Raw genomic sequence first — 23,431 nt, 5'->3', positions numbered from 1 at the left:
GCCCTCCGCTACAAAGCAGGACTAATACAATAGTCCACCCGCTTGACGCTCGACTGATGCAACCCTACATCACCGCGAAGAAACCTCGACCTTTCGCTCATGGATGACTTTGAACGAACGCGCTCCACCCGGCGCATCTCGAGTTTCTGCGCACGCTTTCAGCAAAGAAGAGAGTTAATCCGAATATGCCCACCCGCTCGAAGATCATCTACACCTTCACCGACGAAGCCCCAGCCCTCGCCACCTATTCACTGCTGCCTATCGTAGAGGCCTTCACCGCTTCCGCTGATATTGCCGTGGAAACCCGCGACATCTCCCTCGCAGGGCGCATCCTCGCAAGCTTCCCCGAGCAACTGGGCGACAAGGCTATCCAGGACCACCTCGCCGAACTGGGCGACCTGGCCGTTACGCCTGAAGCCAACATCATCAAGCTGCCTAACATCAGTGCCTCGACCCCGCAGCTGCAAGCCGCGATCAAGGAACTGCAGGCCCAGGGCTACGCCCTGCCGGACTACCCGGAAACCGTAACCACCGACGCGGAAAAAGAAACCCGTGCACGTTACGACAAGGTCAAGGGCAGCGCCGTGAACCCGGTACTGCGCGAAGGCAACTCCGACCGCCGCGCACCGCTGTCGGTCAAGAACTACGCGCGCAAGCACCCGCACAAGATGGGCGCCTGGGCTGCCGACTCCAAGTCCCACGTTGCCCACATGAGCAACGGCGACTTCTACGGCAGCGAAAAAGCCGTGCAGATCGAAGCCGCTGACGCGGTCAAAATCGAGCTGGTCGCCCAAGACGGCACCACCACCGTCCTGAAAGAAAAGACCACCGTGAAGGCCGGCGAAATCATCGACAGCGCCGTACTGAGCAAGAATGCCCTGCGCAGCTTCATCGCCGCTGAAATCGAAGACGCCAAGAAACAAGGCGTGCTGCTGTCGGTCCACCTGAAAGCCACCATGATGAAGGTCTCCGACCCGATCATGTTCGGCCAGATCGTTGCCGAGTTCTATAAAGACGCCCTGGCCAAGCACGCAGACGTGCTGGCACAGATCGGCTTCAACCTGAACAACGGCATCGGCGACCTGTACGCCCGCATCAAGGCCCTGCCGGCCGAGCAACAGGCGCAGATCGAAGCTGACATCCAGGCGGTCTACGCCGCTCGCCCTTCCCTGGCGATGGTCAACTCCGACAAAGGCATCACCAACCTGCACGTGCCGAGCGACGTGATCGTCGACGCCTCGATGCCGGCCATGATCCGTGACTCCGGCAAAATGTGGGGCACCGACGGCCAGCTGCACGACACCAAGGCCGTGATCCCGGATCGCTGCTACGCCACCATCTACCAAGCCGTCATCGAAGACTGCAAGGCCAATGGCGCGTTTGATCCGACCACCATGGGCAGCGTGCCGAACGTTGGCCTGATGGCACAGAAAGCCGAAGAATACGGCTCCCACGACAAGACCTTCCAGATCAAGGCCGACGGCGTCGTCCGCGTCACCGACAGCAAGGGCAACCTGCTGATGGAGCAGAAAGTCGAAACCGGTGACATCTTCCGCATGTGCCAGGCCAAAGACGCGCCGATCCAGGACTGGGTCAAACTCGCCGTCAACCGCGCTCGCGCCAGCAACACCCCGGCCATCTTCTGGCTGGACCCGCAGCGCGCCCACGATGGCGCAGTGATCGAGAAAGTCCAGGCCTACCTGAAAGACCACAACACCGAAGGCCTGGACATCCGCATCATGTCGCCGGTCGACGCGATGAAGTTCACCCTGGAACGTACCCGCAAGGGCCTGGACACCATCTCGGTAACCGGTAACGTACTGCGCGACTACCTGACCGACCTGTTCCCGATCATGGAACTGGGCACCAGCGCCAAGATGCTGTCGATCGTGCCGCTGATGAATGGCGGTGGCCTGTTCGAAACCGGCGCCGGCGGTTCGGCACCGAAGCACGTGCAACAGCTGCTGGAAGAGAACTTCCTGCGCTGGGATTCCCTGGGCGAGTTCCTGGCCCTGGCCGCTTCCCTCGAACATTTGGGTGTAACGTACAACAACCCGAAAGCCCTGGTGCTGTCCAAGACCCTGGACCAGGCCACCGGCCAGTTCCTGGACAACAACAAGTCGCCATCGCGCAAAGTCGGCAACATCGACAACCGCGGCAGCCACTTCTACCTGGCGCTGTACTGGGCCCAAGCCCTGGCCGCCCAGACCGAAGACACTGCACTGCAAGGTCAATTCGGCGAACTGGCCAAGACCCTGGCCGCGAACGAAGCAACCATCGTTGCCGAGCTCAATGCCGTACAGGGCAAGCCAGTGGACATCGGCGGCTACTACGCGCCGAACCCGGAGCTGACCAGCAAGGCCATGCGCCCAAGCAACACCCTCAACGCGGCAATTGCCAAGTTGAAGTAAGGTTGTAAGGTTGCAAAGAAGCCCCGGCCCTGTGCCGGGGTTTCTGTTTCTACTGTTCAACGGAAGAAACCGGATCAAATGTGCGAGGGGGCTTGCCCCCGATAGCGATGGATCAGTCAAGCTATTGGTAACTGACACACCGTCATCGGGGGCAAGCTCCCTCCCACACTGACCGCAATTGCGCCCAAACACCGCGTCATATCTTGAATCGAGGCCTCCAATGACCTGGCAACCCCACATCACTGTCGCCACCATCGTCGAAGACAACGGCAAGTTCCTGATGGTCGAAGAACTCAAGGGCGGCCGCGCCGTGCTCAACCAGCCCGCCGGCCACCTCGACCCGCATGAAACCCTGACCGAGGCCGCCGTGCGCGAAACCCTCGAGGAAACCGGCTGGGACGTGGAAGCCACGGGCATCGTCGGCATCTACCTGTACACCGCACCCAGCAATGGCGTGACTTACCAACGGGTGTGCTTCACCGCCAAGGCCTTGAAACACCACCCGGACTATCCGCTCGACGAAGGTATCGTGCGCGCCCGCTGGCTGACCCGCGACGAGCTGATGGCCGTGCGCGACGACTGGCGCAGCGAGCTGATCATCCGCTGTATCGATGATTATCTGAGCGGCCAGCGTCACAGTCTGGAATTGATCCGCCCTTCTCTTTAGCCTTGCGGGCCCAGGCCTGCTAGAATCGCGTCCTTTTTCAAGACACCCGTTGAAACCCTATGCGTGATCCAGCCCCTTCTGACACACAAAAGAAGCGCGTCATCGTCGGCATGTCCGGCGGCGTGGATTCTTCCGTTTCCGCCGTTCTGCTCATGGAGCAGGGTTATGAGGTGGAAGGCCTGTTCATGAAGAACTGGGAAGAAGACGATGGAACGGAATATTGCACCGCCATGGACGACCTGGCGGACGCCCAGGCCGTGTGCGACAAGATCGGTATCAAGCTGCACACCGCCAACTTCGCCGCCGAGTACTGGGACAACGTGTTCGAGCACTTCCTGGCCGAATACAAAGCCGGTCGCACGCCGAACCCGGACATCCTGTGCAACCGCGAAATCAAGTTCAAGGCGTTCCTCGACTACGCCATGATCCTCGGCGCCGACCTGATTGCCACTGGCCACTACGTGCGCCGCCGCGACATCGATGGCCGCACCGAACTGCTCAAGGGCCTGGACCCGAACAAGGACCAAAGCTACTTCCTGCACGCCGTCGGCGGTGAACAGATCGCCAAGACCCTGTTCCCGGTGGGTGAGCTGGAAAAACCCGAAGTGCGCAGGATCGCCGAGCAACATGGCCTGGCGACCGCCAAGAAGAAGGATTCCACCGGGATCTGCTTTATCGGCGAGCGTCGCTTCAGCGACTTCCTCAAGCAATACCTGCCGGCACAACCGGGCGAGATCAAGACCACCGCGGGTGAAGTGATCGGCCGTCACCACGGCCTGATGTACCACACCATCGGCCAGCGCCAGGGCCTGGGCATCGGCGGCTTGAAAGACGCCGGCGAAGAGCCGTGGTACGTGCTGGTCAAGGATCTGGAGCACAACGTGCTGATCGTCGGCCAGGGCAATGAGCACCCGCTGCTGTTCTCGGGCGCGCTGCTGGCCTCGGAGATCTATTGGGTCAACCCGATCGACTTGAGCACCCCGCGCCGCCTGACTGCCAAGGTGCGCTATCGCCAAAGCGACCAGCCCTGCACCCTGGAAAAAACCGCGACGGGCTACCGCGCCACCTTTGATGACCCGCAACGCGCGGTCACCCCTGGCCAGTCGGTGGTGTTCTATGACGGTGAGATTTGCCTGGGCGGCGGCGTGATTGAAGTCGCCGAAGCCTGGAGCAACCCGGCATGAGCCCGACCCAGGAGCAATTGACGGCACTCGGCGGGGTATTTCTCTCCGCCGTGCTGGTGGACAAGATCGCCAAGACCGGCCAGGTCACCGAAGCCGGCCTGACCTGCATGCTCGGCAGCCTGCTGATCCGCGACCCCAAGGACACCCTGGAAGTCTACGGCGGCGACGACCTGGCACTGCGTGAAGGTTATCGCGCCCTGGTCGGCGCCCTGGAGCGCGACCCCAGCACCTTGCAGCGCGAGCCGCTGCGCTACGCCCTGTCGATGCTCGGCCTCGAGCGCCAACTGGCCAAGCGCGAAGACATGCTGGAAACCATCGGCAAACGCCTGCCACAGATCCAGTCACAGGTAGAACACTTCGGTCCGGCCCACGAAAACGTGATCGCCGCCTGCGGTGCGCTGTACCAGGACACCTTGAGCACCTTGCGCCAGCGCATCCAGGTGCACGGCGACATGCGCAACCTGCAGCAACCGAACAACGCCTCGAAAATCCGTGCCCTGCTGCTGGCCGGTATTCGTTCGGCGCGGTTGTGGCGGCAATTGGGCGGTCATCGTTGGCAGCTGGTGATCAGCCGACGCAAATTGCTCAAAGAGCTTTACCCGTTGATGCGCAACGAATAAGTCGCATCAACAGGCTATTTTCAAGCCGTTACGCGTAATACGCCGGTCAGTTGGCAACGGACCGGCGGATTTTTTCATGTATGATACGCGCCCCATTTCGTTGCCCGACTGTCCGAGAACACCCCATGCAGCTCTCTTCGCTCACTGCGGTTTCCCCTGTTGACGGCCGCTACGCCGGCAAAACCCAGGCCCTGCGCCCTATTTTCAGCGAATACGGTCTGATCCGTGCTCGTGTCCTGGTTGAAGTGCGCTGGCTCCAGCGCCTGGCCGCTCACCCCGCCATCAGCGAAGTGCCGGCGTTCTCCGCCGAAGCCAATGCTGTGCTCAACACCCTGGCGGAAAACTTTTCCCTGGAGCACGCCGAGCGTGTGAAAGAGATCGAGCGCACCACCAACCACGACGTCAAAGCCATCGAATACCTGCTCAAGGAACAGGCGGCCAAGCTGCCGGAACTGGCCCAGGTCAGCGAATTCATCCACTTTGCCTGCACCAGCGAGGACATCAACAACCTGTCCCACGCCCTGATGCTGCGCGAAGGCCGTGATGACGTAATGCTGCCGCTGATGCGCCAGACCGCCGAAGCCATCCGCGAGCTGGCCATCCGCTTCGCCGACGTGCCGATGCTGTCGCGCACCCACGGCCAGCCAGCCTCCCCGACCACCCTGGGCAAAGAACTCGCCAACGTGGTGTACCGCCTGGAGCGTCAGATCGCCCAAGTGGCCGCAGTCCCACTGCTGGGCAAGATCAACGGCGCCGTCGGCAACTACAACGCCCACCTGTCGGCCTACCCAGAGATCGACTGGGAAGCCAACGCCCGCGCCTTCATCGAAGACGAGCTGGGCCTGGGCTTCAACCCGTACACCACGCAGATCGAACCGCACGACTACATCGCCGAGCTGTTCGACGCCATTGCGCGCTTCAACACCATCCTGATCGACTTCGATCGCGATATCTGGGGCTACATCTCCCTGGGCTACTTCAAGCAGCGCACCATTGCCGGTGAAATCGGTTCGTCGACCATGCCGCACAAGGTCAACCCGATCGACTTCGAAAACTCCGAAGGCAACCTCGGCATCGCCAACGCCCTGTTCCAGCACCTGGCCAGCAAGTTGCCGATCTCCCGCTGGCAGCGCGACCTGACCGACTCCACCGTGCTGCGCAACCTCGGCGTGGGCTTTGCCCACAGCGTGATCGCGTACGAAGCCAGCCTCAAAGGCATCAGCAAACTGGAGCTCAACGCGCAGAAAATCGCCGCTGACCTGGACGCGTGCTGGGAAGTGCTGGCCGAGCCGATCCAGACCGTGATGCGCCGCTACAACATCGAAAACCCTTACGAGAAGCTGAAAGAGTTGACCCGTGGCAAGGGCATCAGCCCTGAAGCACTGCAAACTTTCATCGACGGCCTGGACATGCCAGCCGCGGCCAAGGCCGAGCTGAAACTGCTCACCCCGGCCAACTACATCGGCAACGCTGTAGAGCAAGCCAAGCGCATCTGATTCGCGCAAGCCCCCTTGAGACGCCCGGCCGCGCCGGGCGTTTTTATTCCAGTCTGAAAAGTGCTTTTTTTCAATAGGTTACACATGAATCCTGATATCCCTCTTCAACTTCTGGGCGGCATCACGGCACGGGAATTCCTGCGCGACTACTGGCAGAAAAAACCACTGCTGATCCGCCAGGCGATCCCTGACTTCGAAAGCCCGATCGACGCCGACGAACTCGCCGGCCTGGCCCTGGAAGAAGAAGTCGAATCGCGCCTGGTGATCGAACACGGCGAGCGCCCGTGGGAACTGCGCCGCGGCCCGTTCGCCGAAGACGCCTTCAGCACCCTGCCTGAGCGTGAGTGGACCCTGCTGGTACAGGCGGTCGACCAGTTCGTGCCGGAAGTGGCCGAACTGCTGGAGCAGTTCCGCTTCCTGCCAAGCTGGCGTATCGACGACGTAATGATCAGCTTTGCCGCACCCGGCGGCAGCGTAGGCCCGCACTTCGACAACTACGACGTATTCCTGCTGCAAGCCCAGGGCAAGCGCAACTGGAAAATCGGTCAGATGTGCAGCTCCGAAAGCCCGCTGCTGCAGCACGCCGACCTGCGCATCCTCGCCGAATTCGAAGAAAGCGCCGAATGGGTGCTGGAGCCGGGCGACATGCTCTACCTGCCGCCGCGCCTGGCGCATTTCGGCATCGCCGAAGATGACTGCATGACGTACTCGGTAGGCTTTCGCGCACCAAGCGCCGCTGAAGTACTGACCCACTTCACCGACTTCCTCGCCCAGTACCTGACCGACGAAGAGCGCTACACCGACGCCGACGCGCAGCCGGTCAGCGACCCGCACCAGATCCAGAGCGACGCCCTCGACCGCCTCAAGAGCCTGCTGGCCGAGCACATGAGCGACGAGCGCATGCTGCTGACCTGGTTCGGCCAATTCATGACCGAGCCGCGCTACCCGGAAATGGTGGCGGGCGAAGAACTGGGCGAAGACGACTTCATCAGCAGCCTGCAAGACGGCGCGATCCTGGTGCGCAACCCAAGCGCGCGCATGGCCTGGTCGGAAGTAGACGACGACGTATTGCTGTTCGCCAGCGGCCAGAGCCGTTACCTGCCGGGCAAACTGCGCGAGCTGCTGAAACTGGTCTGCGCCGCCGATGCACTGCACGCCGAAAACCTCGGCGAATGGCTGCTGGACGAAGACGCCCGCGACCTGCTGTGCGAGCTGGTCAAGCAAGGAAGCCTGGGGTTTGCCGATGAATAAGATTCACGTAAGTGTCGCGGACTGGCATAAGGATATCGCCGAGATTCGGCGCATTCGTGAAACGGTATTTATCGCGGAACAATCGGTCCCACCCGAACTGGAGTGGGACGCGGACGACGCAGACGCGGTGCATTTCCTTGCATTCGAAGGCGACTTTCCGATTGGTACCGCGCGCCTGCTGCCCAGCGGCGAGATCGGCCGTGTGTCGGTCCTCAAGGACTGGCGCGGGCTGAAGGTCGGCGACAAGCTGATGGAGGCGGTGATTGGCGTGGCCGAGAAGCGCGGCCAGGCCAAGCAGTTCCTGAGTGCGCAGGTCTATGCGGCACCATTCTATGAGCGGCTGGGCTTCAAGATCGTCAGCGAGGAATTCCTGGAAGTCGGGATTCCCCATGTTGATATGGTGCGCGGGGGCTGATCCGAGGCCGTGTCGCCGCCATCGGGGGCAAGCCCCCTCCCACACGTGACCACATTCCAAAGGATGTACTCGGTCAAAATGTGGGAGGGGGCTTGCCCCCGATAGCTGCTTCAGCAACACCCCAAATGCCCTGCCATGCCAGGGCATTTTGCCGTCTACGATTCAACTTGCGACCCACCAGGCCGACAAACTGGCACTATCAAGCCTAAATGACTCGCAGAGATAACGGACATGTCCCTACGCACCCTGCTCACCGCCCTCCTCCTGACCGCCAGTTGCTCAGCAATGGCCGACACCGAAGTCGTCAACCTGAGCAACCGCACCAGCACCGACCTGCTGCCCGTGGCGCAGAACTTCATCGGCAAGGACGGCACCGTCAGCGCCTACGGCAACCAGCTTATTGTCAACGCCGCCCCCGGCAAGATCCAGGACCTGCGCGCGCTGCTTGCCCAACTGGACACACCGGCCAGGCGCCTGCTGATCACCGTCGACACCAATGAAAACAACCAGCAGAACAGCGGCGACAGCCAGACCCGCATCATCAGCTACGGCACCGCCAGCCGCGACGGCGGCATCCAGCAGATCCAGGCCAGCGAAGGCGTGCCCGCGCTGATCCAGGTCGGGCAGAGCGTGCCACTGACCACAACCCAACCGGATGCTTACGGTCGCCCGCAGAACCAGACCCAGTACCGCAACGTCACCCAGGGCTTCTACGTCACCGCCAGCGTCACCGGCGAGACCGTGCATCTGGCGATCAGTACCAACCGTGACCGCATGAGCCAGGAGCGTCCCGATGTAGTGAATGTGCAAAGTACCGACACAACCGTCAGCGGGCGTCTCGGCGAATGGATCCCCCTGGCCGGCATCAACCGTGAGACCCAGGCCGATAAATCCTCTACAACCCGCAGCTATTCTACTCAGGGCCGTGATGACCTGACGTTGCGGGTTAAAGTCGACACCCTGAACTGAAGCACCAAAAACTGACTGATGAGTCGTATTAGACTAAAGATGTAGTGCCATAAAAAAAGCACTACAAAACATTTGACGATCCAAAAAAGCATGGGCATGATGGCCTCGCTCCCGCTAATCAGGGGCCCTGGCAAGGGCCTTCGAATCGACGCTCAAAGCTACCCACCCGAGCCGATTCGTGTCTGTACCGCCCACAAGGTGTGTTTGACGAGGTTGCGACTGGAACGAAGTTGTCCCGAGGGACGGAAGCTAACCAGGTAACCCGGCTACACACTGATGGATCGTACAAAGGCCCACGATGCCCGAAGACCGTTCGCAGTTCGCCCTTACCTGCTCAACTCCCGCCCTTGAGCCATCGTTCATCCCGTCGCCTACCCCGCCGAACTTGACTTGAACACCTAAGCTTCTGGTCAGCGAGCGGCCACAACCACGCATTCACTACGTGGCTGGCAAATGGAATTTTCCACCTAGACCTATGCGACGAGGTTTTCCCCCATGGCACTGACACGCGAACAGCAAATTGCAGCCCTCGAGAAAGACTGGGCTGAAAACCCACGCTGGAAAGGCGTAACCCGCGCTTATTCCGCTGCTGACGTCGTCCGCCTGCGTGGCTCGGTTCAACCTGAGCACACCTTTGCAAAACTCGGCGCCGAGAAGCTGTGGAAGCTGGTCACCCAAGGTGCCAAGCCGTCCTTCCGCCCCGAGAAAGATTTCGTCAACTGCATGGGCGCCCTCACTGGCGGCCAGGCGGTCCAACAGGTGAAAGCCGGTATCCAGGCGATCTACCTGTCCGGCTGGCAAGTGGCAGCGGACAACAACTCCGCTGAATCCATGTACCCCGACCAATCGCTGTACCCGGTGGACTCCGTGCCGACCGTGGTCAAGCGCATCAACAACTCGTTCCGTCGTGCCGACCAGATCCAGTGGAAAGCCGGCAAAGGCCCGGGCGACGAAGGCTACATCGACTACTTCGCGCCAATCGTGGCTGACGCCGAAGCCGGTTTCGGCGGTGTACTGAACGCCTACGAGCTGATGAAGAGCATGATTGAAGCTGGCGCTGCCGGCGTGCACTTCGAAGACCAACTGGCTTCGGTGAAAAAATGCGGCCACATGGGCGGCAAGGTATTGGTACCGACCCAGGAAGCCGTACAGAAGCTGACTGCTGCGCGCCTGGCGGCTGACGTTGCCGGCACGCCGACCATCATCCTGGCCCGTACCGACGCCAACGCTGCGGACCTGCTGACCTCGGACTGCGACCCGTACGACCAGCCGTTCGTGACCGGCGAACGCACCCAGGAAGGTTTCTACAAAGTGCGCGCCGGTCTCGACCAGGCCATCGCCCGCGGCCTGGCCTACGCGCCGTACGCCGACCTGATCTGGTGCGAAACCGCCAAGCCGGACCTGGACGAAGCCCGCCGCTTTGCCGAAGCGATCAAGAAGGAATACCCGGACCAACTGCTGTCCTACAACTGCTCGCCTTCTTTCAACTGGAAGAAGAACCTGGACGACGCGACCATCGCCAAGTTCCAGCGCGAACTGTCCGCCATGGGCTACAAGCACCAGTTCATCACCCTGGCCGGCATTCACAACATGTGGCACAGCATGTTCAACCTGGCGCACGACTACGCCCGCAACGACATGACCGCCTACGTGAAGCTGCAGGAACAGGAATTCGCTGACGCCGCCAAGGGCTACACCTTCGTGGCTCACCAGCAGGAAGTGGGCACCGGCTACTTCGACGACATGACCACCGTGATCCAGGGCGGCACCTCGTCCGTGACCGCGCTGACCGGTTCGACCGAAGAAGAGCAGTTCCACTGATCGATGTGAGCACACGGCCACTGCGGACCCGTTAAAGAGCTAACCGCAGTGCCGCACGATCTGACGCCCCGACTGGTTCGGGGCGTTTTTTTGCCTGAGATATCTGCCCCGGGCCAATGAGAGTCCAAATGTGGGAGGGGGCTTGCCCCCGATAGCGGTGGACCAGCAACAGCGTTATTGACTGACACTCAGCAATCGGGAGCAAGCCCCCTCCTACAAGGGCAACCCATGCAACCTGAAGATTTTGTACAAAACCTTGATCCAGAGCGGTATTCGCTGCAGATAAATCGGTTAAAAGATCCGCTCCGGCAACTAGCGCTAATCAAGCAAGTAACGGCAACTTACCCCGCGGCATGAGAAACAATCGCTTAAACCCCACGCAAACAATATTCATTATCATTTGGAACATGAAAACTTCGTTGCAGATTAAACAAAACATAATTGATCAAATGCCCGCTAATGCCCGCCCCGCAAGGGCTACAGCCCCAAGAAGGTGCACTATGTGCTTATTCCATCGAATAATTTCGCTATAGGAATTTTACTTGCCCGGTGTTTAGCCATAAAATCACCGCGATTGATTGCAGTGCGACATATCGTCACTGCATCGTTACTTTTTCGAGCTCAGAGACCTTTGCTCTCTGTTAAGGATTTCCAGCATGACCGAAGCGACAGGACTCATGGCCCACAACTGGGGCTTTGCCATTTTCCTCCTCGGTGTTGTCGGCCTTTGCGCCTTCATGCTCGGTGTTTCCAGCCTCCTCGGGTCAAAAGCCTGGGGCCGCAGCAAGAATGAACCGTTCGAATCCGGCATGCTGCCTACAGGTGGCGCCCGCTTGCGGCTCTCAGCCAAATTCTATCTGGTCGCGATGCTCTTCGTGATCTTCGACATCGAAGCCCTCTTTCTCTTTGCCTGGTCTGTGTCCGTCCGCGAAAGCGGCTGGACCGGATTCGTCGAAGCCCTCGTTTTCATAGCAATTCTGTTGGCAGGCCTTGTCTACCTATTTCGAGTGGGCGCCCTTGACTGGGCTCCGGAAGCTCGTCGTAAGCGGCAAGCGAAGCTGAAACAATGAGGCTTTGGCGATGCAATACAATCTCACCAGGATCGACCCGGATGCTCCTAACGAGCAGTACCCCATCGGCGAACGGGAAACCGTTTCCGACCCGTTAGAAGACCAAGTCCACAAAAACATCTACATGGGCAAGCTGGAAGACGTGCTGAGTGGCGCGGTCAACTGGGGACGTAAGAACTCCCTGTGGCCGTACAACTTCGGTCTTTCGTGTTGCTACGTGGAAATGACCACCGCCTTCACGGCGCCCCACGACATCGCGCGCTTTGGCGCCGAAGTTATCCGGGCCTCACCGCGCCAGGCGGATTTCATGGTTATCGCCGGTACCTGCTTTATCAAGATGGCGCCGATCATTCAGCGTCTCTACGAGCAAATGCTCGAACCGAAGTGGGTTATCTCCATGGGTTCGTGCGCCAACTCCGGTGGCATGTACGACATCTACTCCGTGGTTCAGGGGGTGGACAAGTTCCTGCCCGTGGACGTCTACGTGCCTGGCTGCCCGCCCCGCCCCGAAGCATTCCTGCAAGGCTTGATGCTGTTGCAGGAATCGATTGGCAAGGAGCGTCGCCCGCTTTCCTGGGTCGTCGGTGATCAAGGCGTGTACCGCGCCGAGATGCCGTCGCAAAAGGAACAGCGCCGCGAACAGCGAATCGCAGTCACCAACCTGCGCAGCCCCGACGAAGTCTGATCCAGCACCGCTTCTTTTATAGAACGAAAACCTGGCTTCATTCTTTACGTTGACCGAAAGCGATAAAAAACCATGACTACAGGCAGTGCTCTGTACATCCCGCCTTATAAGGCAGACGACCAGGATGTGGTCGTCGAACTCAACAACCGTTTTGGCCCTGACGCCTTCACCGCCCAGGCCACACGCACCGGTATGCCAGTGCTGTGGGTGGCGCGCGCCAAGCTCGTCGAAGTCCTGACCTTCCTGCGCAACCTGCCCAAGCCGTACGTCATGCTCTATGACCTGCATGGCGTGGACGAGCGTCTGCGTACCAAGCGCCAGGGGCTGCCGAGCGGCGCCGATTTCACCGTGTTCTATCACCTGATGTCGCTGGAACGTAACAGCGACGTGATGATCAAGGTCGCGCTGTCCGAAAGCGACCTGAGCATCCCGACCGTGACCGGTATCTGGCCGAATGCCAGTTGGTACGAACGCGAAGTCTGGGACATGTTCGGTATCGACTTCCCGGGCCACCCGCACCTGACGCGCATCATGATGCCGCCGACCTGGGAAGGTCACCCGCTGCGCAAGGACTTCCCTGCCCGCGCCACCGAGTTCGACCCGTTCAGCCTCAACCTCGCCAAGCAGCAGCTTGAAGAAGAGGCCGCGCGCTTCCGTCCGGAAGACTGGGGCATGAAGCGTTCCGGCACCAACGAGGACTACATGTTCCTCAACCTGGGCCCGAACCACCCTTCGGCCCACGGTGCCTTCCGCATCATCCTGCAACTGGACGGCGAAGAAATCGTCGACTGCGTGCCGGACATCGGCTACCACCACCGTGGTGCCGAGAAGATGGCCGAGCGTCAGTCGTGGCACAGCTTCATCCCCTATACCGACCGTATCGATTACCTCGGCGGCGTGATGAACAACCTGCCGTACGTGCTCTCGGTCGAGAAGCTGGCCGGCATCAAGGTCCCGGACCGCGTCGACACCATCCGCATCATGATGGCCGAGTTCTTCCGGATCACCAGCCACCTGCTGTTCTTGGGTACCTATATCCAGGACGTCGGCGCCATGACCCCGGTGTTCTTCACCTTCACCGACCGTCAGCGCGCCTACAAGGTCATCGAAGCCATCACCGGTTTCCGCCTGCACCCGGCCTGGTACCGCATCGGCGGCGTCGCCCACGACCTGCCGAATGGCTGGGAACGCCTGGTCAAGGAATTCATCGACTGGATGCCCAAGCGTCTGGACGAGTACCAGAAAGCCGCCCTGGACAACAGCATCCTCAAGGGTCGGACCATCGGCGTTGCCGCCTACAACACCAAAGAGGCCCTGGAATGGGGCGTCACCGGTGCAGGCTTGCGTTCGACCGGTTGCGACTTCGACCTGCGTAAAGCGCGCCCCTATTCCGGCTACGAGAACTTCGAGTTCGAAGTGCCGCTGGCGGCCAATGGCGATGCCTACGACCGTTGCATCGTGCGCGTCGAAGAAATGCGCCAGAGCCTGAAGATCATCGAGCAGTGCATGCGCAACATGCCGGCCGGCCCGTACAAGGCGGATCACCCGCTGACGACGCCGCCGCCGAAAGAGCGCACGCTGCAGCACATCGAAACCCTGATCACGCACTTCCTGCAGGTTTCGTGGGGCCCGGTGATGCCGGCCAACGAATCCTTCCAGATGATCGAAGCGACCAAGGGTATCAACAGTTATTACCTGACGAGCGATGGCGGCACCATGAGCTACCGCACCCGGATTCGTACCCCAAGCTTCGCCCACTTGCAGCAGATCCCTTCGGTGATCAAAGGTGAGATGGTCGCGGACTTGATTGCGTACCTGGGTAGTATCGATTTCGTTATGGCCGACGTGGACCGCTAAGCATGAACAGCAAGCTTATCCAGACAGACCGTTTCACCCTGAGTGAAACCGAGCGCTCGGCCATCGAGCACGAGCTGCATCACTACGAAGACCCGCGCGCGGCGTCGATCGAAGCCTTGAAGATCGTCCAGAAGGAACGTGGCTGGGTGCCAGACGGCGCCCTCTACGCCATCGGCGAGATCCTCGGCATCCCCGCCAGCGACGTTGAAGGCGTGGCCACGTTCTACAGCCAGATCTTCCGCCAGCCGGTCGGCCGCCACATCATTCGCGTGTGCGACAGCATGGTTTGCTACATCGGTGGCCACGAGTCGGTGGTCAGCGAGATCCAGAGCACGCTGGGCATCGGCCTTGGCCAAACCACCCCGGACGGCCGCTTCACGCTGCTGCCGGTGTGCTGCCTGGGCAACTGCGACAAAGCGCCGGCGTTGATGATCGACGACGACACATTCGGTGACGTGCAGCCAGCTGGCGTGACCCAATTGCTCGAGGGCTACCCATGACCCTGACTTCCTTCGGCCCGGCCAACCTGATCAAGCGTTCGGCCGAAACCCACCCGCTGACCTGGCGCCTGCGTGACGACGGCGAGCCGGTCTGGCTTGACGAGTACCAGGCCAAGAACGGTTACGCGGCCGCGCGCAAAGCCTTTGCCGACATGGCCCAGGACGACATCGTCCAGACCGTGAAGGACGCCGGCCTCAAGGGGCGCGGCGGCGCAGGCTTCCCCACGGGCGTGAAGTGGGGCCTGATGCCCAAAGACGAATCCATCAACATCCGCTACCTGCTGTGCAACGCGGATGAAATGGAGCCCAACACCTGGAAAGACCGCATGCTGATGGAGCAACTGCCCCATCTGCTGATCGAAGGCATGCTGATCAGCGCCCGCGCGCTGAAAACCTACCGTGGCTACATCTTCCTGCGCGGCGAGTACACCACCGCCGCCAAGCACCTCAACCGTGCCGTGCAAGAAGCCAAGGCAGCAGGCCTGTTGGGCAAGAACATCCTCGGTTCGGGTTTTGACTTCGAACTGTTCGTGCACACCGGCGCCGGGCGTTACATCTGCGGTGAAGAAACCGCACTGATCAACTCCCTCGAAGGCCGCCGCGCCAACCCGCGCTCCAAGCCGCCCTTCCCTGCCGCCGTGGGCGTGTGGGGCAAGCCGACCTGCGTGAACAACGTCGAGACCCTGTGCAACGTGCCGGCGATCATCGCCGACGGCGTGGACTGGTACAAATCGTTGGCCCGCGAAGGCAGCGAAGACATGGGCACCAAGCTCATGGGCTTCTCCGGCAAGGTCAAGAACCCTGGCCTGTGGGAACTGCCGTTCGGCGTGACCGCACGCGAGCTGTTCGAGGACTACGCCGGCGGCATGCGCGACGGCTACACCCTCAAGGCCTGGCAGCCAGGCGGCGCCGGCACCGGCTTCCTGCTCCCCGAGCACCTCGACGCACAGATGTATGCCGGCGGCATCGGCAAGGTGGGCACCCGGATGGGTACCGGCCTGGCGATGGCGGTGGACAACACCGTGAACATGGTCTCGCTGCTGCGCAACATGGAGCAGTTCTTTGCCCGTGAATCGTGCGGCTTCTGCACCCCATGCCGCGACGGCTTGCCGTGGAGCGTCAAGCTGCTGATGGCCCTGGAAAACGGCGAAGGCCGCGAGGGTGACATCGAGACCCTGCTGGGGCTGGTCGGTTTCCTCGGCCCAGGCAAGACCTTCTGTGCTCACGCACCGGGCGCCGTGGAGCCATTGGGCAGCGCAATCAAATACTTCCGCTCGGAGTTCGAAGCCGGCATCGCGCCTGTCAGCGCCGCCGTCCCGCCTCTGGCAAGGCCGATCGTAGTCGGCGCGTAACGCTTAAAAAGCGAAGGGTCCGTACCCTTCGCTTTCTCATGGGCTGACGCCGTAAAGGCTGTGTTGATGCCCATGAACAACAAGATTCCATTAGCCACGCCCGCTGACAACGGGCCAACGAAGAACTTTGAACCATGGCCACTATCCACGTAGACGGCAAAGCGCTCGAAGTCGATGGGGCGGACAACCTGTTACAGGCGTGTCTGTCACTAGGCCTCGACATCCCTTATTTCTGCTGGCACCCCGCGCTTGGTAGCGTCGGTGCCTGTCGCCAGTGTGCGGTCAAGCAGTACACCGACGAAAACGACACCCGTGGTCGTATCGTCATGTCCTGCATGACGCCAGCCACCGACAACACCTGGATCTCCATCGACGATGATGAATCCAAGGCGTTCCGCGCCAGCGTTGTCGAATGGCTGATGACCAACCACCCCCACGACTGCCCGGTCTGTGAGGAAGGCGGTCACTGCCACCTGCAAGACATGACGGTGATGACCGGCCACAACGAGCGCCGTTATCGCTTCACCAAGCGTACCCACCAGAACCAGCAGCTGGGCCCGTTCATTTCCCACGAAATGAACCGCTGCATCGCCTGCTACCGCTGCGTACGCTTCTATAAAGACTACGCCGGCGGCACCGACCTCGGCGTATTCGGCGCCCACGACAACGTGTACTTCGGTCGCGTTGAAGACGGTGTGCTCGAAAGCGAGTTCTCCGGCAACCTCACCGAGGTCTGCCCGACCGGTGTGTTCACCGACAAAACTCACTCCGAGCGCTACAACCGTAAGTGGGACATGCAGTTCTCGCCGAGCATCTGCCATGGCTGCTCGAGCGGTTGCAACATCTCCCCGGGCGAGCGCTACGGCGAACTGCGTCGCATCGAAAACCGCTTCAACGGTTCGGTCAACCAGTACTTCCTGTGCGACCGTGGCCGTTTCGGCTATGGCTACGTCAACCGCGAAGACCGCCCACGCCAGCCGCTGCTGGCCGATGGCGCCAAGCTGAGCCTCGACGCAGCGCTGGATAAAGCCGCCGACCTGCTGCGCGGCCGTAACATCGTCGGTATCGGTTCGCCCCGCGCCAGCCTCGAAAGCAACTACGCGTTGCGCGAACTGGTGGGTGCCGAGCACTTCTACTGCGGTATCGAAGCCGGTGAGCTGGAGCGCATCCGCCTGGTCCTGCAAGTGCTGAACGACAGCCCGCTGCCGGTGCCGAACATGCGCGACATCGAAGACCACGACGCCATCTTCGTGCTCGGTGAAGACCTGACCCAGACCGCCGCGCGTATCGCGTTGTCCCTGCGTCAATCGGTCAAAGGCAAGGCCGAAGACATGGCCGACGCCATGCGCGTACAGCCTTGGCTCGACGCCGCGGTGAAAAACATCGGCCAGCACGCGCTGAACCCGCTGTTTATCGCCAGCCTGGCGGAAACCAAGCTCGACGACATCGCCGAAGAATGCGTGCACGCTGCGCCGGATGACCTGGCGCGCATCGGTTTCGCCGTGGCCCACGCCCTCGACGCCAGCGCACCGGCGGTCGAAGGCCTGGACACTGAAGCCGTCGAACTGGCCCAACGCATTGCCGACGCCCTGCTGGCAGCCAAGCGTCCATTGATCATTGCCGGTACCTCGCTGGGTTCCAAGGCATTGATCGAAGCCGCCGCCAACATCGCCAAGGCCTTGAAGCTGCGCGACAAGAACGGTTCCATCAGCCTGGTCGTGCCGGAAGCCAACAGCCTCGGCCTGGCCATGCTCGGTGGCGAGTCCCTGGACGCCGCCCTGCAAACCGTTATCGACGGCACCGCCGATGCGATCGTGGTGCTGGAAAACGACCTGTACACCCGCACCGACGCCGCCAAGGTTGACGCTGCGCTGAACGCCGCCAAGGTCCTGATCGTCGCCGACCACCAGAAGACCGCCACCAGCGATCGCGCCCACCTGGTACTGCCAGCCGCCACCTTCGCCGAAGGCGACGGTACCCTGGTCAGCCAGGAAGGCCGTGCCCAGCGCTTCTTCCAGGTGTTCGATCCGAAGTACATGGACGCCAGCATCCTGGTTCACGAAGGCTGGCGCTGGCTGCATGCCCTGCGCGCCACCTTGCTGAACCAGCCGATCGACTGGACCCAGCTGGACCACGTGACCGCCGCCGCCGCCGCGAGCGCGCCGCAGCTGGCGCGTATCGTCGACGCCGCACCGTCCGCCGCGTTCCGCATCAAGGGCATGAAACTCGCCCGTGAGCCGCTGCGTTACTCCGGTCGTACCGCCATGCGCGCCGACATCAGCGTGCACGAACCGCGCACTCCACAAGACAACGACACCGCGTTCGCCTTCTCCATGGAAGGTTACTCGGGTTCGGTCGAGCCCCGTCAGCAGGTGCCGTTTGCCTGGTCGCCGGGCTGGAACTCGCCACAGGCCTGGAACAAGTTCCAGGACGAAGTCGGTGGGCATATCCGCGCTGGCGACCCGGGCACCCGCCTGATCGAAACCCAGGGCGACTCGCTGAACTGGTTCGCGGCGGTCCCGCGTCCGTTCAACCCGGCCCAGGGCACCTGGCAGGTTGTGCCGCTCTTCCACCTGTTCGGCAGCGAAGAGACCTCTTCCAAGGCCGCACCGGTACAAGAGCGCATTCCCGAAGCCTACGTGTCCTTGGCCAAGTCCGAAGCCGACCGCCTGGGCGTCAACGACGGTGCCCTGCTCAGCGTGAGCGTGGGCGGCCAGACCCTGCGTCTGCCGCTGCGCATCAACGAAGCGTTGGGTGCCGGCCTGGTTGCACTGCCTAAAGGCCTCGCCGGTATCCCACCTGCGATCTTTGGCAAAACCGTTGACGGTCTGCAGGAGGCAGCGCAATGACCTGGTTCACCCCTGAAGTGATCGACGTGATCATCTCGGTCGTCAAGGCCATCGTGATCCTGTTGGCCGTGGTCGTCGCGGGCGCCCTGCTCAGCTTCGTCGAACGTCGCCTGCTGGGCTGGTGGCAGGACCGTTACGGTCCGAACCGCGTTGGCCCGTTCGGTATGTTCCAGATCGCTGCCGACATGCTGAAGATGTTCTTCAAGGAAGACTGGACCCCGCCGTTTGCCGACAAGGTGATCTTCACCCTGGCACCCGTCGTGGCCATGAGCGCCTTGCTGATCGCCTTCGCGGTCATCCCGATCACCCCGACCTGGGGCGTGGCGGACCTGAACATCGGCTTGCTGTTCTTCTTCGCCATGGCCGGTTTGTCGGTCTATGCGGTGCTGTTCGCCGGTTGGTCGAGCAACAACAAGTTCGCCCTGCTGGGCAGCTTGCGGGCCTCGGCCCAGACCGTGTCCTACGAAGTGTTCATGGGCCTCGCGCTGATGGGCATCGTGGTGCAGGTCGGCTCGTTCAACATGCGCGACATCGTCGAGTACCAGGCGCAGAACCTGTGGTTCATCATTCCGCAGTTCTTCGGCTTCTGTACCTTCTTCATCGCCGGCGTCGCCGTGACTCACCGTCACCCGTTCGACCAGCCGGAAGCGGAACAGGAACTGGCCGACGGTTACCACATTGAATACGCCGGCATGAAATGGGGCATGTTCTTCGTCGGTGAGTACATCGGCATCATCTTGATCTCGGCCCTGCTGGTCACGCTGTTCTTCGGCGGCTGGCACGGTCCATTCGGCATCCTGCCGCAGCTGGCGTTCTTCTGGTTCTTCCTGAAGACCGCGTTCTTCATCATGCTGTTTATCCTGCTGCGCGCTTCCATTCCGCGTCCACGGTATGACCAGGTGATGGATTTCAGCTGGCGTTTCTGCCTGCCGCTGACCCTGATCAATTTGCTGGTGACTGCTGCCGTTGTGTTGTTGAACACGCCAGCGGGCGCGGTTCAGTGAGGATTTGACCCATGTTCAAATATATTGGCGACATCGTTAAGGGTACCGGTACCCAGTTGCGAAGCCTGGTGATGGTTTTCGGCCATGGCTTCCGCAAACGCGACACCCTGCAATACCCGGAAGAAGCGGTGTACCTGCCGCCGCGCTATCGCGGCCGCATCGTGCTGACCCGCGACCCCGATGGCGAAGAGCGTTGCGTAGCCTGCAACCTGTGCGCCGTGGCGTGCCCGGTGGGTTGCATCTCCCTGCAGAAAGCTGAAACCGAAGACGGTCGCTGGTACCCGGACTTCTTCCGCATCAACTTCTCGCGCTGCATTTTCTGCGGCCTCTGCGAGGAAGCTTGCCCGACCACCGCGATCCAGCTCACACCGGATTTCGAGATGGCCGAGTTCAAACGTCAGGACCTGGTGTACGAGAAAGAAGATCTGCTGATCTCTGGTCCCGGTAAAAACCCTGATTACAACTTCTATCGTGTTGCAGGTATGGCCGTTGCCGGTAAGCCGAAAGGCGCCGCACAAAACGAAGCCGAGCCGATCAACGTGAAGAGCTTGCTGCCTTAAGGAAGAAAGATGGAATTCGCTTTCTATTTCGCATCGGGTATTGCAGTGGTGTCCACGCTTCGCGTGATCACCAACACCAACCCCGTGCACGCCCTGCTCTACCTGATCATTTCGCTGATCGCCGTGGCCATGACCTTCTTCAGCCTCGGCGCGCCGTTCGCCGGTGTGCTCGAAGTGATCGCCTACGCCGGCGCCATCATGGTGCTGTTCGTGTTTGTGGTGATGATGCTCAACCTCGGGCCGGCCTCGGTCGCCCAGGAACGCGTCTGGCTCAAGCCCGGCATCTGGCTCGGCCCGGTTGTCCTCGCAGCGCTGCTGCTGGGTGAACTGCTGTATGTGCTGTTCGCTCACCAGAGCGGCCAGGCCATCGGCCACACCACCGTGGACGCGAAAGCCGTGGGCATCAGCCTGTTCGGTCCGTACCTGCTGGTGGTCGAACTGGCTTCGATGCTGCTGCTCGCCGCAGCCATCACCGCCTTCCACTTGGGCCGCAACGAAGCCAAGGAGCAATGACGATGCCTGCTATCCCTTTGGAGCATGGTCTGGCGGTCGCCGGCATCCTGTTCTGCCTTGGCCTGGTCGGCCTGATGGTTCGCCGTAACATTCTGTTCGTGTTGATGAGCCTGGAAATCATGATGAACGCTGCGGCACTGGCGTTCATCGTTGCGGGTGCACGTTGGGGCCAGCCGGATGGACAAGTCATGTTCATCCTGGTGATCAGCCTGGCAGCCGCCGAGGCCAGTATCGGCCTGGCGATCCTGCTGCAACTGTATCGTCGCTTCCACACGCTTGATATCGACGCTGCCAGTGAGATGCGCGGATGAACATGATCTTTCTGACTTTCGTATTTCCCCTGATCGGTTTCCTGCTGCTGTCGTTCTCTCGCGGACGCTGGTCGGAAAACCTTTCTGCCCTGATCGGTGTGGGCTCCATTGGCCTGTCGGCCATTGTCGCCGCCTACGTCATCTGGCAATTCAACGTGGCGCCGCCGGAAGGTGGTCACTACACCCTGGTGCTGTGGCAGTGGATGTCGGTGGAAGGCTTCAAGCCTAACTTCGCCCTCTACGTCGACGGCCTGTCGATCACCATGCTCGGTGTGGTGGTGGGCGTGGGCTTCCTGATCCACCTGTTCGCGTCCTGGTACATGCGCGGTGAAGCGGGCTACTCGCGCTTCTTCTCGTACACCAACCTGTTTATCGCCAGCATGCTGTTCCTGGTGCTCGGCGATAACCTGTTGTTCCTGTACTTCGGTTGGGAAGGCGTGGGCCTGTGCTCGTACCTGTTGATCGGTTTCTACTACAGCAACCGCAACAACGGTAACGCGGCACTCAAGGCGTTTATCGTCACCCGGATCGGCGACGTGTTCATGGCCATCGGCCTGTTCATCCTGTTCCAACAGGTGGGCACGCTGAACATCCAGGAACTGCTGGTGCTGGCACCGCAGAAATTCCAGGTCGGCGACTTCTGGATCACCCTGGCGACCCTGATGCTGCTGGGCGGCGCCGTGGGTAAGTCCGCGCAACTGCCGCTGCAAACCTGGCTGGCGGATGCGATGGCCGGTCCTACCCCGGTGTCGGCACTGATCCACGCCGCCACCATGGTCACCGCCGGTGTCTACCTGATCGCCCGTACCCACGGCCTGTTCACCCTGGCGCCGGACATCCTGCACCTGGTGGGCGTGGTCGGCGGCGTGACCCTGGTACTGGCCGGCTTCGCCGCGCTGGTGCAGACCGACATCAAGCGTATCCTTGCTTACTCGACCATGAGCCAGATCGGCTATATGTTCCTGGCCCTGGGCGTCGGCGCCTGGGACGCGGCGATCTTCCACCTGATGACCCACGCGTTCTTCAAGGCCCTGCTGTTCCTGGCCTCCGGCGCGGTGATCGTTGCCTGCCACCACGAGCAGAACATCTTCAAGATGGGTGGCCTGTGGAAGAAACTGCCACTGGCCTACGCCAGCTTCATCGTCGGTGGTGCCGCCCTGGCCGCCTTGCCGTTGGTGACCGCCGGTTTCTACTCCAAAGACGAAATCCTCTGGGAAGCCTTTGCCAGCGGTAACCAGAACCTGCTGTACGCAGGCCTGGTGGGTGCGTTCATGACCTCGCTGTACACCTTCCGCCTGATCTTCATCACCTTCCACGGTGAAGCCAAGACCGAAGCCCACGCAGGCCATGGCATTTCCCACTGGTTGCCCCTGTCGGTGCTGATCATCCTGTCGACCTTCATCGGCGCCCTGATCACCCCGCCACTGGCCGGTGTACTGCCGGAAAGCGCCGGCCATGCCGGCGGCGCCGCCAAGCACAGCCTGGAAATCGCCTCGGGCGCCATTGCCATCGCCGGTATCCTGCTGGCGGCCATGCTGTTCCTCGGCAAGCGTCGCTTCGTGACCGCCGTGGCCAACAGTGGCGTTGGCCGTTTCCTCTCGGCCTGGTGGTTCGCTGCCTGGGGCTTCGACTGGATCTACGACAAACTGTTCGTCAAGCCATACCTGGCCATCAGTCATGTACTGCGTAAAGACCCGCTCGACCAGACCATCGGTTTGATCCCGCGCGCTGCCAAAGGCGGTCACACTGCCCTGAGCCGTACCGAGACTGGTCAATTGCGTTGGTATGCAGCTTCCATGGCTGCTGGTGCCGTGCTGGTGATCGGCGCCATCGTCGTGGTAGCGGTCTGACTATGTTTAAGTGCACTGCGTACTTTGCGAACTTGCGAAAGGAAAC

General features: G+C 61.2%; 20 protein-coding genes. All 20 read left to right on the top strand.

Annotated features, from left to right (window positions below):
• The first annotated feature begins 185 nt into the window (after positions 1-185).
• The 20 genes from FIV39_RS09440 (at position 186) to nuoL (ending at position 23,385) form a co-directional block, all read left to right on the top strand.
• Positions 186-2,411 carry an NADP-dependent isocitrate dehydrogenase gene (locus FIV39_RS09440; RefSeq protein ID WP_090402830.1) on the top strand — a complete coding sequence of 742 codons (2,226 nt, stop codon included), beginning with the start codon at positions 186-188 and terminating at the stop codon, positions 2,409-2,411.
• 220 nt (positions 2,412-2,631) lie between these two features.
• Positions 2,632-3,078, top strand: a complete 447-nt coding sequence (locus FIV39_RS09435; protein ID WP_090402828.1) for an NUDIX hydrolase — start codon at positions 2,632-2,634, stop codon at positions 3,076-3,078.
• 59 nt (positions 3,079-3,137) lie between these two features.
• Positions 3,138-4,262, top strand: coding sequence for a tRNA 2-thiouridine(34) synthase MnmA (gene mnmA, locus FIV39_RS09430; protein ID WP_090402826.1), 1,125 nt, complete (start codon positions 3,138-3,140; stop codon positions 4,260-4,262).
• A complete protein-coding gene (gene hflD / locus FIV39_RS09425) occupies positions 4,259-4,882 on the top strand; it encodes a high frequency lysogenization protein HflD (RefSeq protein ID WP_090402824.1) in 624 nt (207 codons plus the stop codon). Before mnmA ends, hflD begins: the two co-directional genes overlap by 4 nt.
• Before the next feature lie 125 nt (positions 4,883-5,007).
• Positions 5,008-6,378 carry an adenylosuccinate lyase gene (gene purB, locus FIV39_RS09420; RefSeq protein ID WP_032889684.1) on the top strand — a complete coding sequence of 457 codons (1,371 nt, stop codon included), beginning with the start codon at positions 5,008-5,010 and terminating at the stop codon, positions 6,376-6,378.
• Positions 6,379-6,462: 84 nt separating this feature from the next.
• Positions 6,463-7,629: a ribosomal protein uL16 3-hydroxylase gene (locus tag FIV39_RS09415; RefSeq protein ID WP_090402822.1), complete on the top strand. Its 1,167-nt coding sequence runs from the start codon at positions 6,463-6,465 to the stop codon at positions 7,627-7,629.
• Entirely contained in the window at positions 7,622-8,044 is a 423-nt protein-coding gene (locus tag FIV39_RS09410) for a GNAT family N-acetyltransferase (RefSeq protein WP_090402820.1), read from the top strand. Before FIV39_RS09415 ends, FIV39_RS09410 begins: the two co-directional genes overlap by 8 nt.
• 231 nt (positions 8,045-8,275) lie before the next feature.
• Positions 8,276-9,013 (top strand): secretin N-terminal domain-containing protein, encoded by a 738-nt coding sequence (locus FIV39_RS09405; protein WP_090402817.1) that lies wholly within the window; start codon positions 8,276-8,278, stop codon positions 9,011-9,013.
• 495 nt (positions 9,014-9,508) lie between these two features.
• On the top strand, positions 9,509-10,834 hold the full coding sequence (aceA, locus tag FIV39_RS09395; RefSeq protein WP_003219577.1) for an isocitrate lyase: 1,326 nt from the start codon (positions 9,509-9,511) through the stop codon (positions 10,832-10,834).
• A gap of 656 nt (positions 10,835-11,490) precedes the next feature.
• Positions 11,491-11,904: an NADH-quinone oxidoreductase subunit A gene (locus FIV39_RS09390; RefSeq protein WP_003219575.1), complete on the top strand. Its 414-nt coding sequence runs from the start codon at positions 11,491-11,493 to the stop codon at positions 11,902-11,904.
• Between the two features lie 10 nt (positions 11,905-11,914).
• A complete protein-coding gene (locus tag FIV39_RS09385; protein WP_003174719.1) occupies positions 11,915-12,589 on the top strand; it encodes a NuoB/complex I 20 kDa subunit family protein in 675 nt (224 codons plus the stop codon).
• Between the two features lie 72 nt (positions 12,590-12,661).
• Complete coding sequence (gene nuoC / locus FIV39_RS09380) at positions 12,662-14,446, top strand: NADH-quinone oxidoreductase subunit C/D (RefSeq protein ID WP_090402815.1); 1,785 nt, start codon at positions 12,662-12,664, stop codon at positions 14,444-14,446.
• Positions 14,447-14,448: 2 nt separating this feature from the next.
• On the top strand, positions 14,449-14,946 hold the full coding sequence (gene nuoE / locus FIV39_RS09375; RefSeq protein WP_090402813.1) for an NADH-quinone oxidoreductase subunit NuoE: 498 nt from the start codon (positions 14,449-14,451) through the stop codon (positions 14,944-14,946).
• Positions 14,943-16,298 carry an NADH-quinone oxidoreductase subunit NuoF gene (gene nuoF / locus FIV39_RS09370; protein ID WP_090402811.1) on the top strand — a complete coding sequence of 452 codons (1,356 nt, stop codon included), beginning with the start codon at positions 14,943-14,945 and terminating at the stop codon, positions 16,296-16,298. The genes nuoE and nuoF overlap by 4 nt, the downstream gene beginning before the upstream one ends.
• Positions 16,299-16,432: 134 nt before the next feature.
• Positions 16,433-19,147: an NADH-quinone oxidoreductase subunit NuoG gene (gene nuoG / locus FIV39_RS09365; protein ID WP_090402808.1), complete on the top strand. Its 2,715-nt coding sequence runs from the start codon at positions 16,433-16,435 to the stop codon at positions 19,145-19,147.
• The gene (nuoH, locus tag FIV39_RS09360) at positions 19,144-20,151 is read left to right on the top strand and encodes an NADH-quinone oxidoreductase subunit NuoH (RefSeq protein ID WP_057721782.1); all 1,008 of its coding nucleotides are present in this window, start codon (positions 19,144-19,146) and stop codon (positions 20,149-20,151) included. Before nuoG ends, nuoH begins: the two co-directional genes overlap by 4 nt.
• A gap of 11 nt (positions 20,152-20,162) precedes the next feature.
• Entirely contained in the window at positions 20,163-20,711 is a 549-nt protein-coding gene (gene nuoI, locus FIV39_RS09355; protein ID WP_003174725.1) for an NADH-quinone oxidoreductase subunit NuoI, read from the top strand.
• 9 nt (positions 20,712-20,720) lie between these two features.
• Complete coding sequence (gene nuoJ, locus FIV39_RS09350) at positions 20,721-21,224, top strand: NADH-quinone oxidoreductase subunit J (protein ID WP_003174726.1); 504 nt, start codon at positions 20,721-20,723, stop codon at positions 21,222-21,224.
• A gap of 2 nt (positions 21,225-21,226) precedes the next feature.
• Entirely contained in the window at positions 21,227-21,535 is a 309-nt protein-coding gene (gene nuoK, locus FIV39_RS09345; RefSeq protein WP_003174727.1) for an NADH-quinone oxidoreductase subunit NuoK, read from the top strand.
• A complete protein-coding gene (gene nuoL / locus FIV39_RS09340) occupies positions 21,532-23,385 on the top strand; it encodes an NADH-quinone oxidoreductase subunit L (protein ID WP_090402806.1) in 1,854 nt (617 codons plus the stop codon). Before nuoK ends, nuoL begins: the two co-directional genes overlap by 4 nt.
• Positions 23,386-23,431: the final 46 nt, after the last annotated feature.

Source organism: Pseudomonas grimontii (assembly GCF_007858185.1).
Classification (GTDB): Bacteria; Pseudomonadota; Gammaproteobacteria; order Pseudomonadales; family Pseudomonadaceae; genus Aquipseudomonas; species Aquipseudomonas grimontii.
This window is presented reverse-complemented; position numbering and strand designations above follow the sequence as displayed.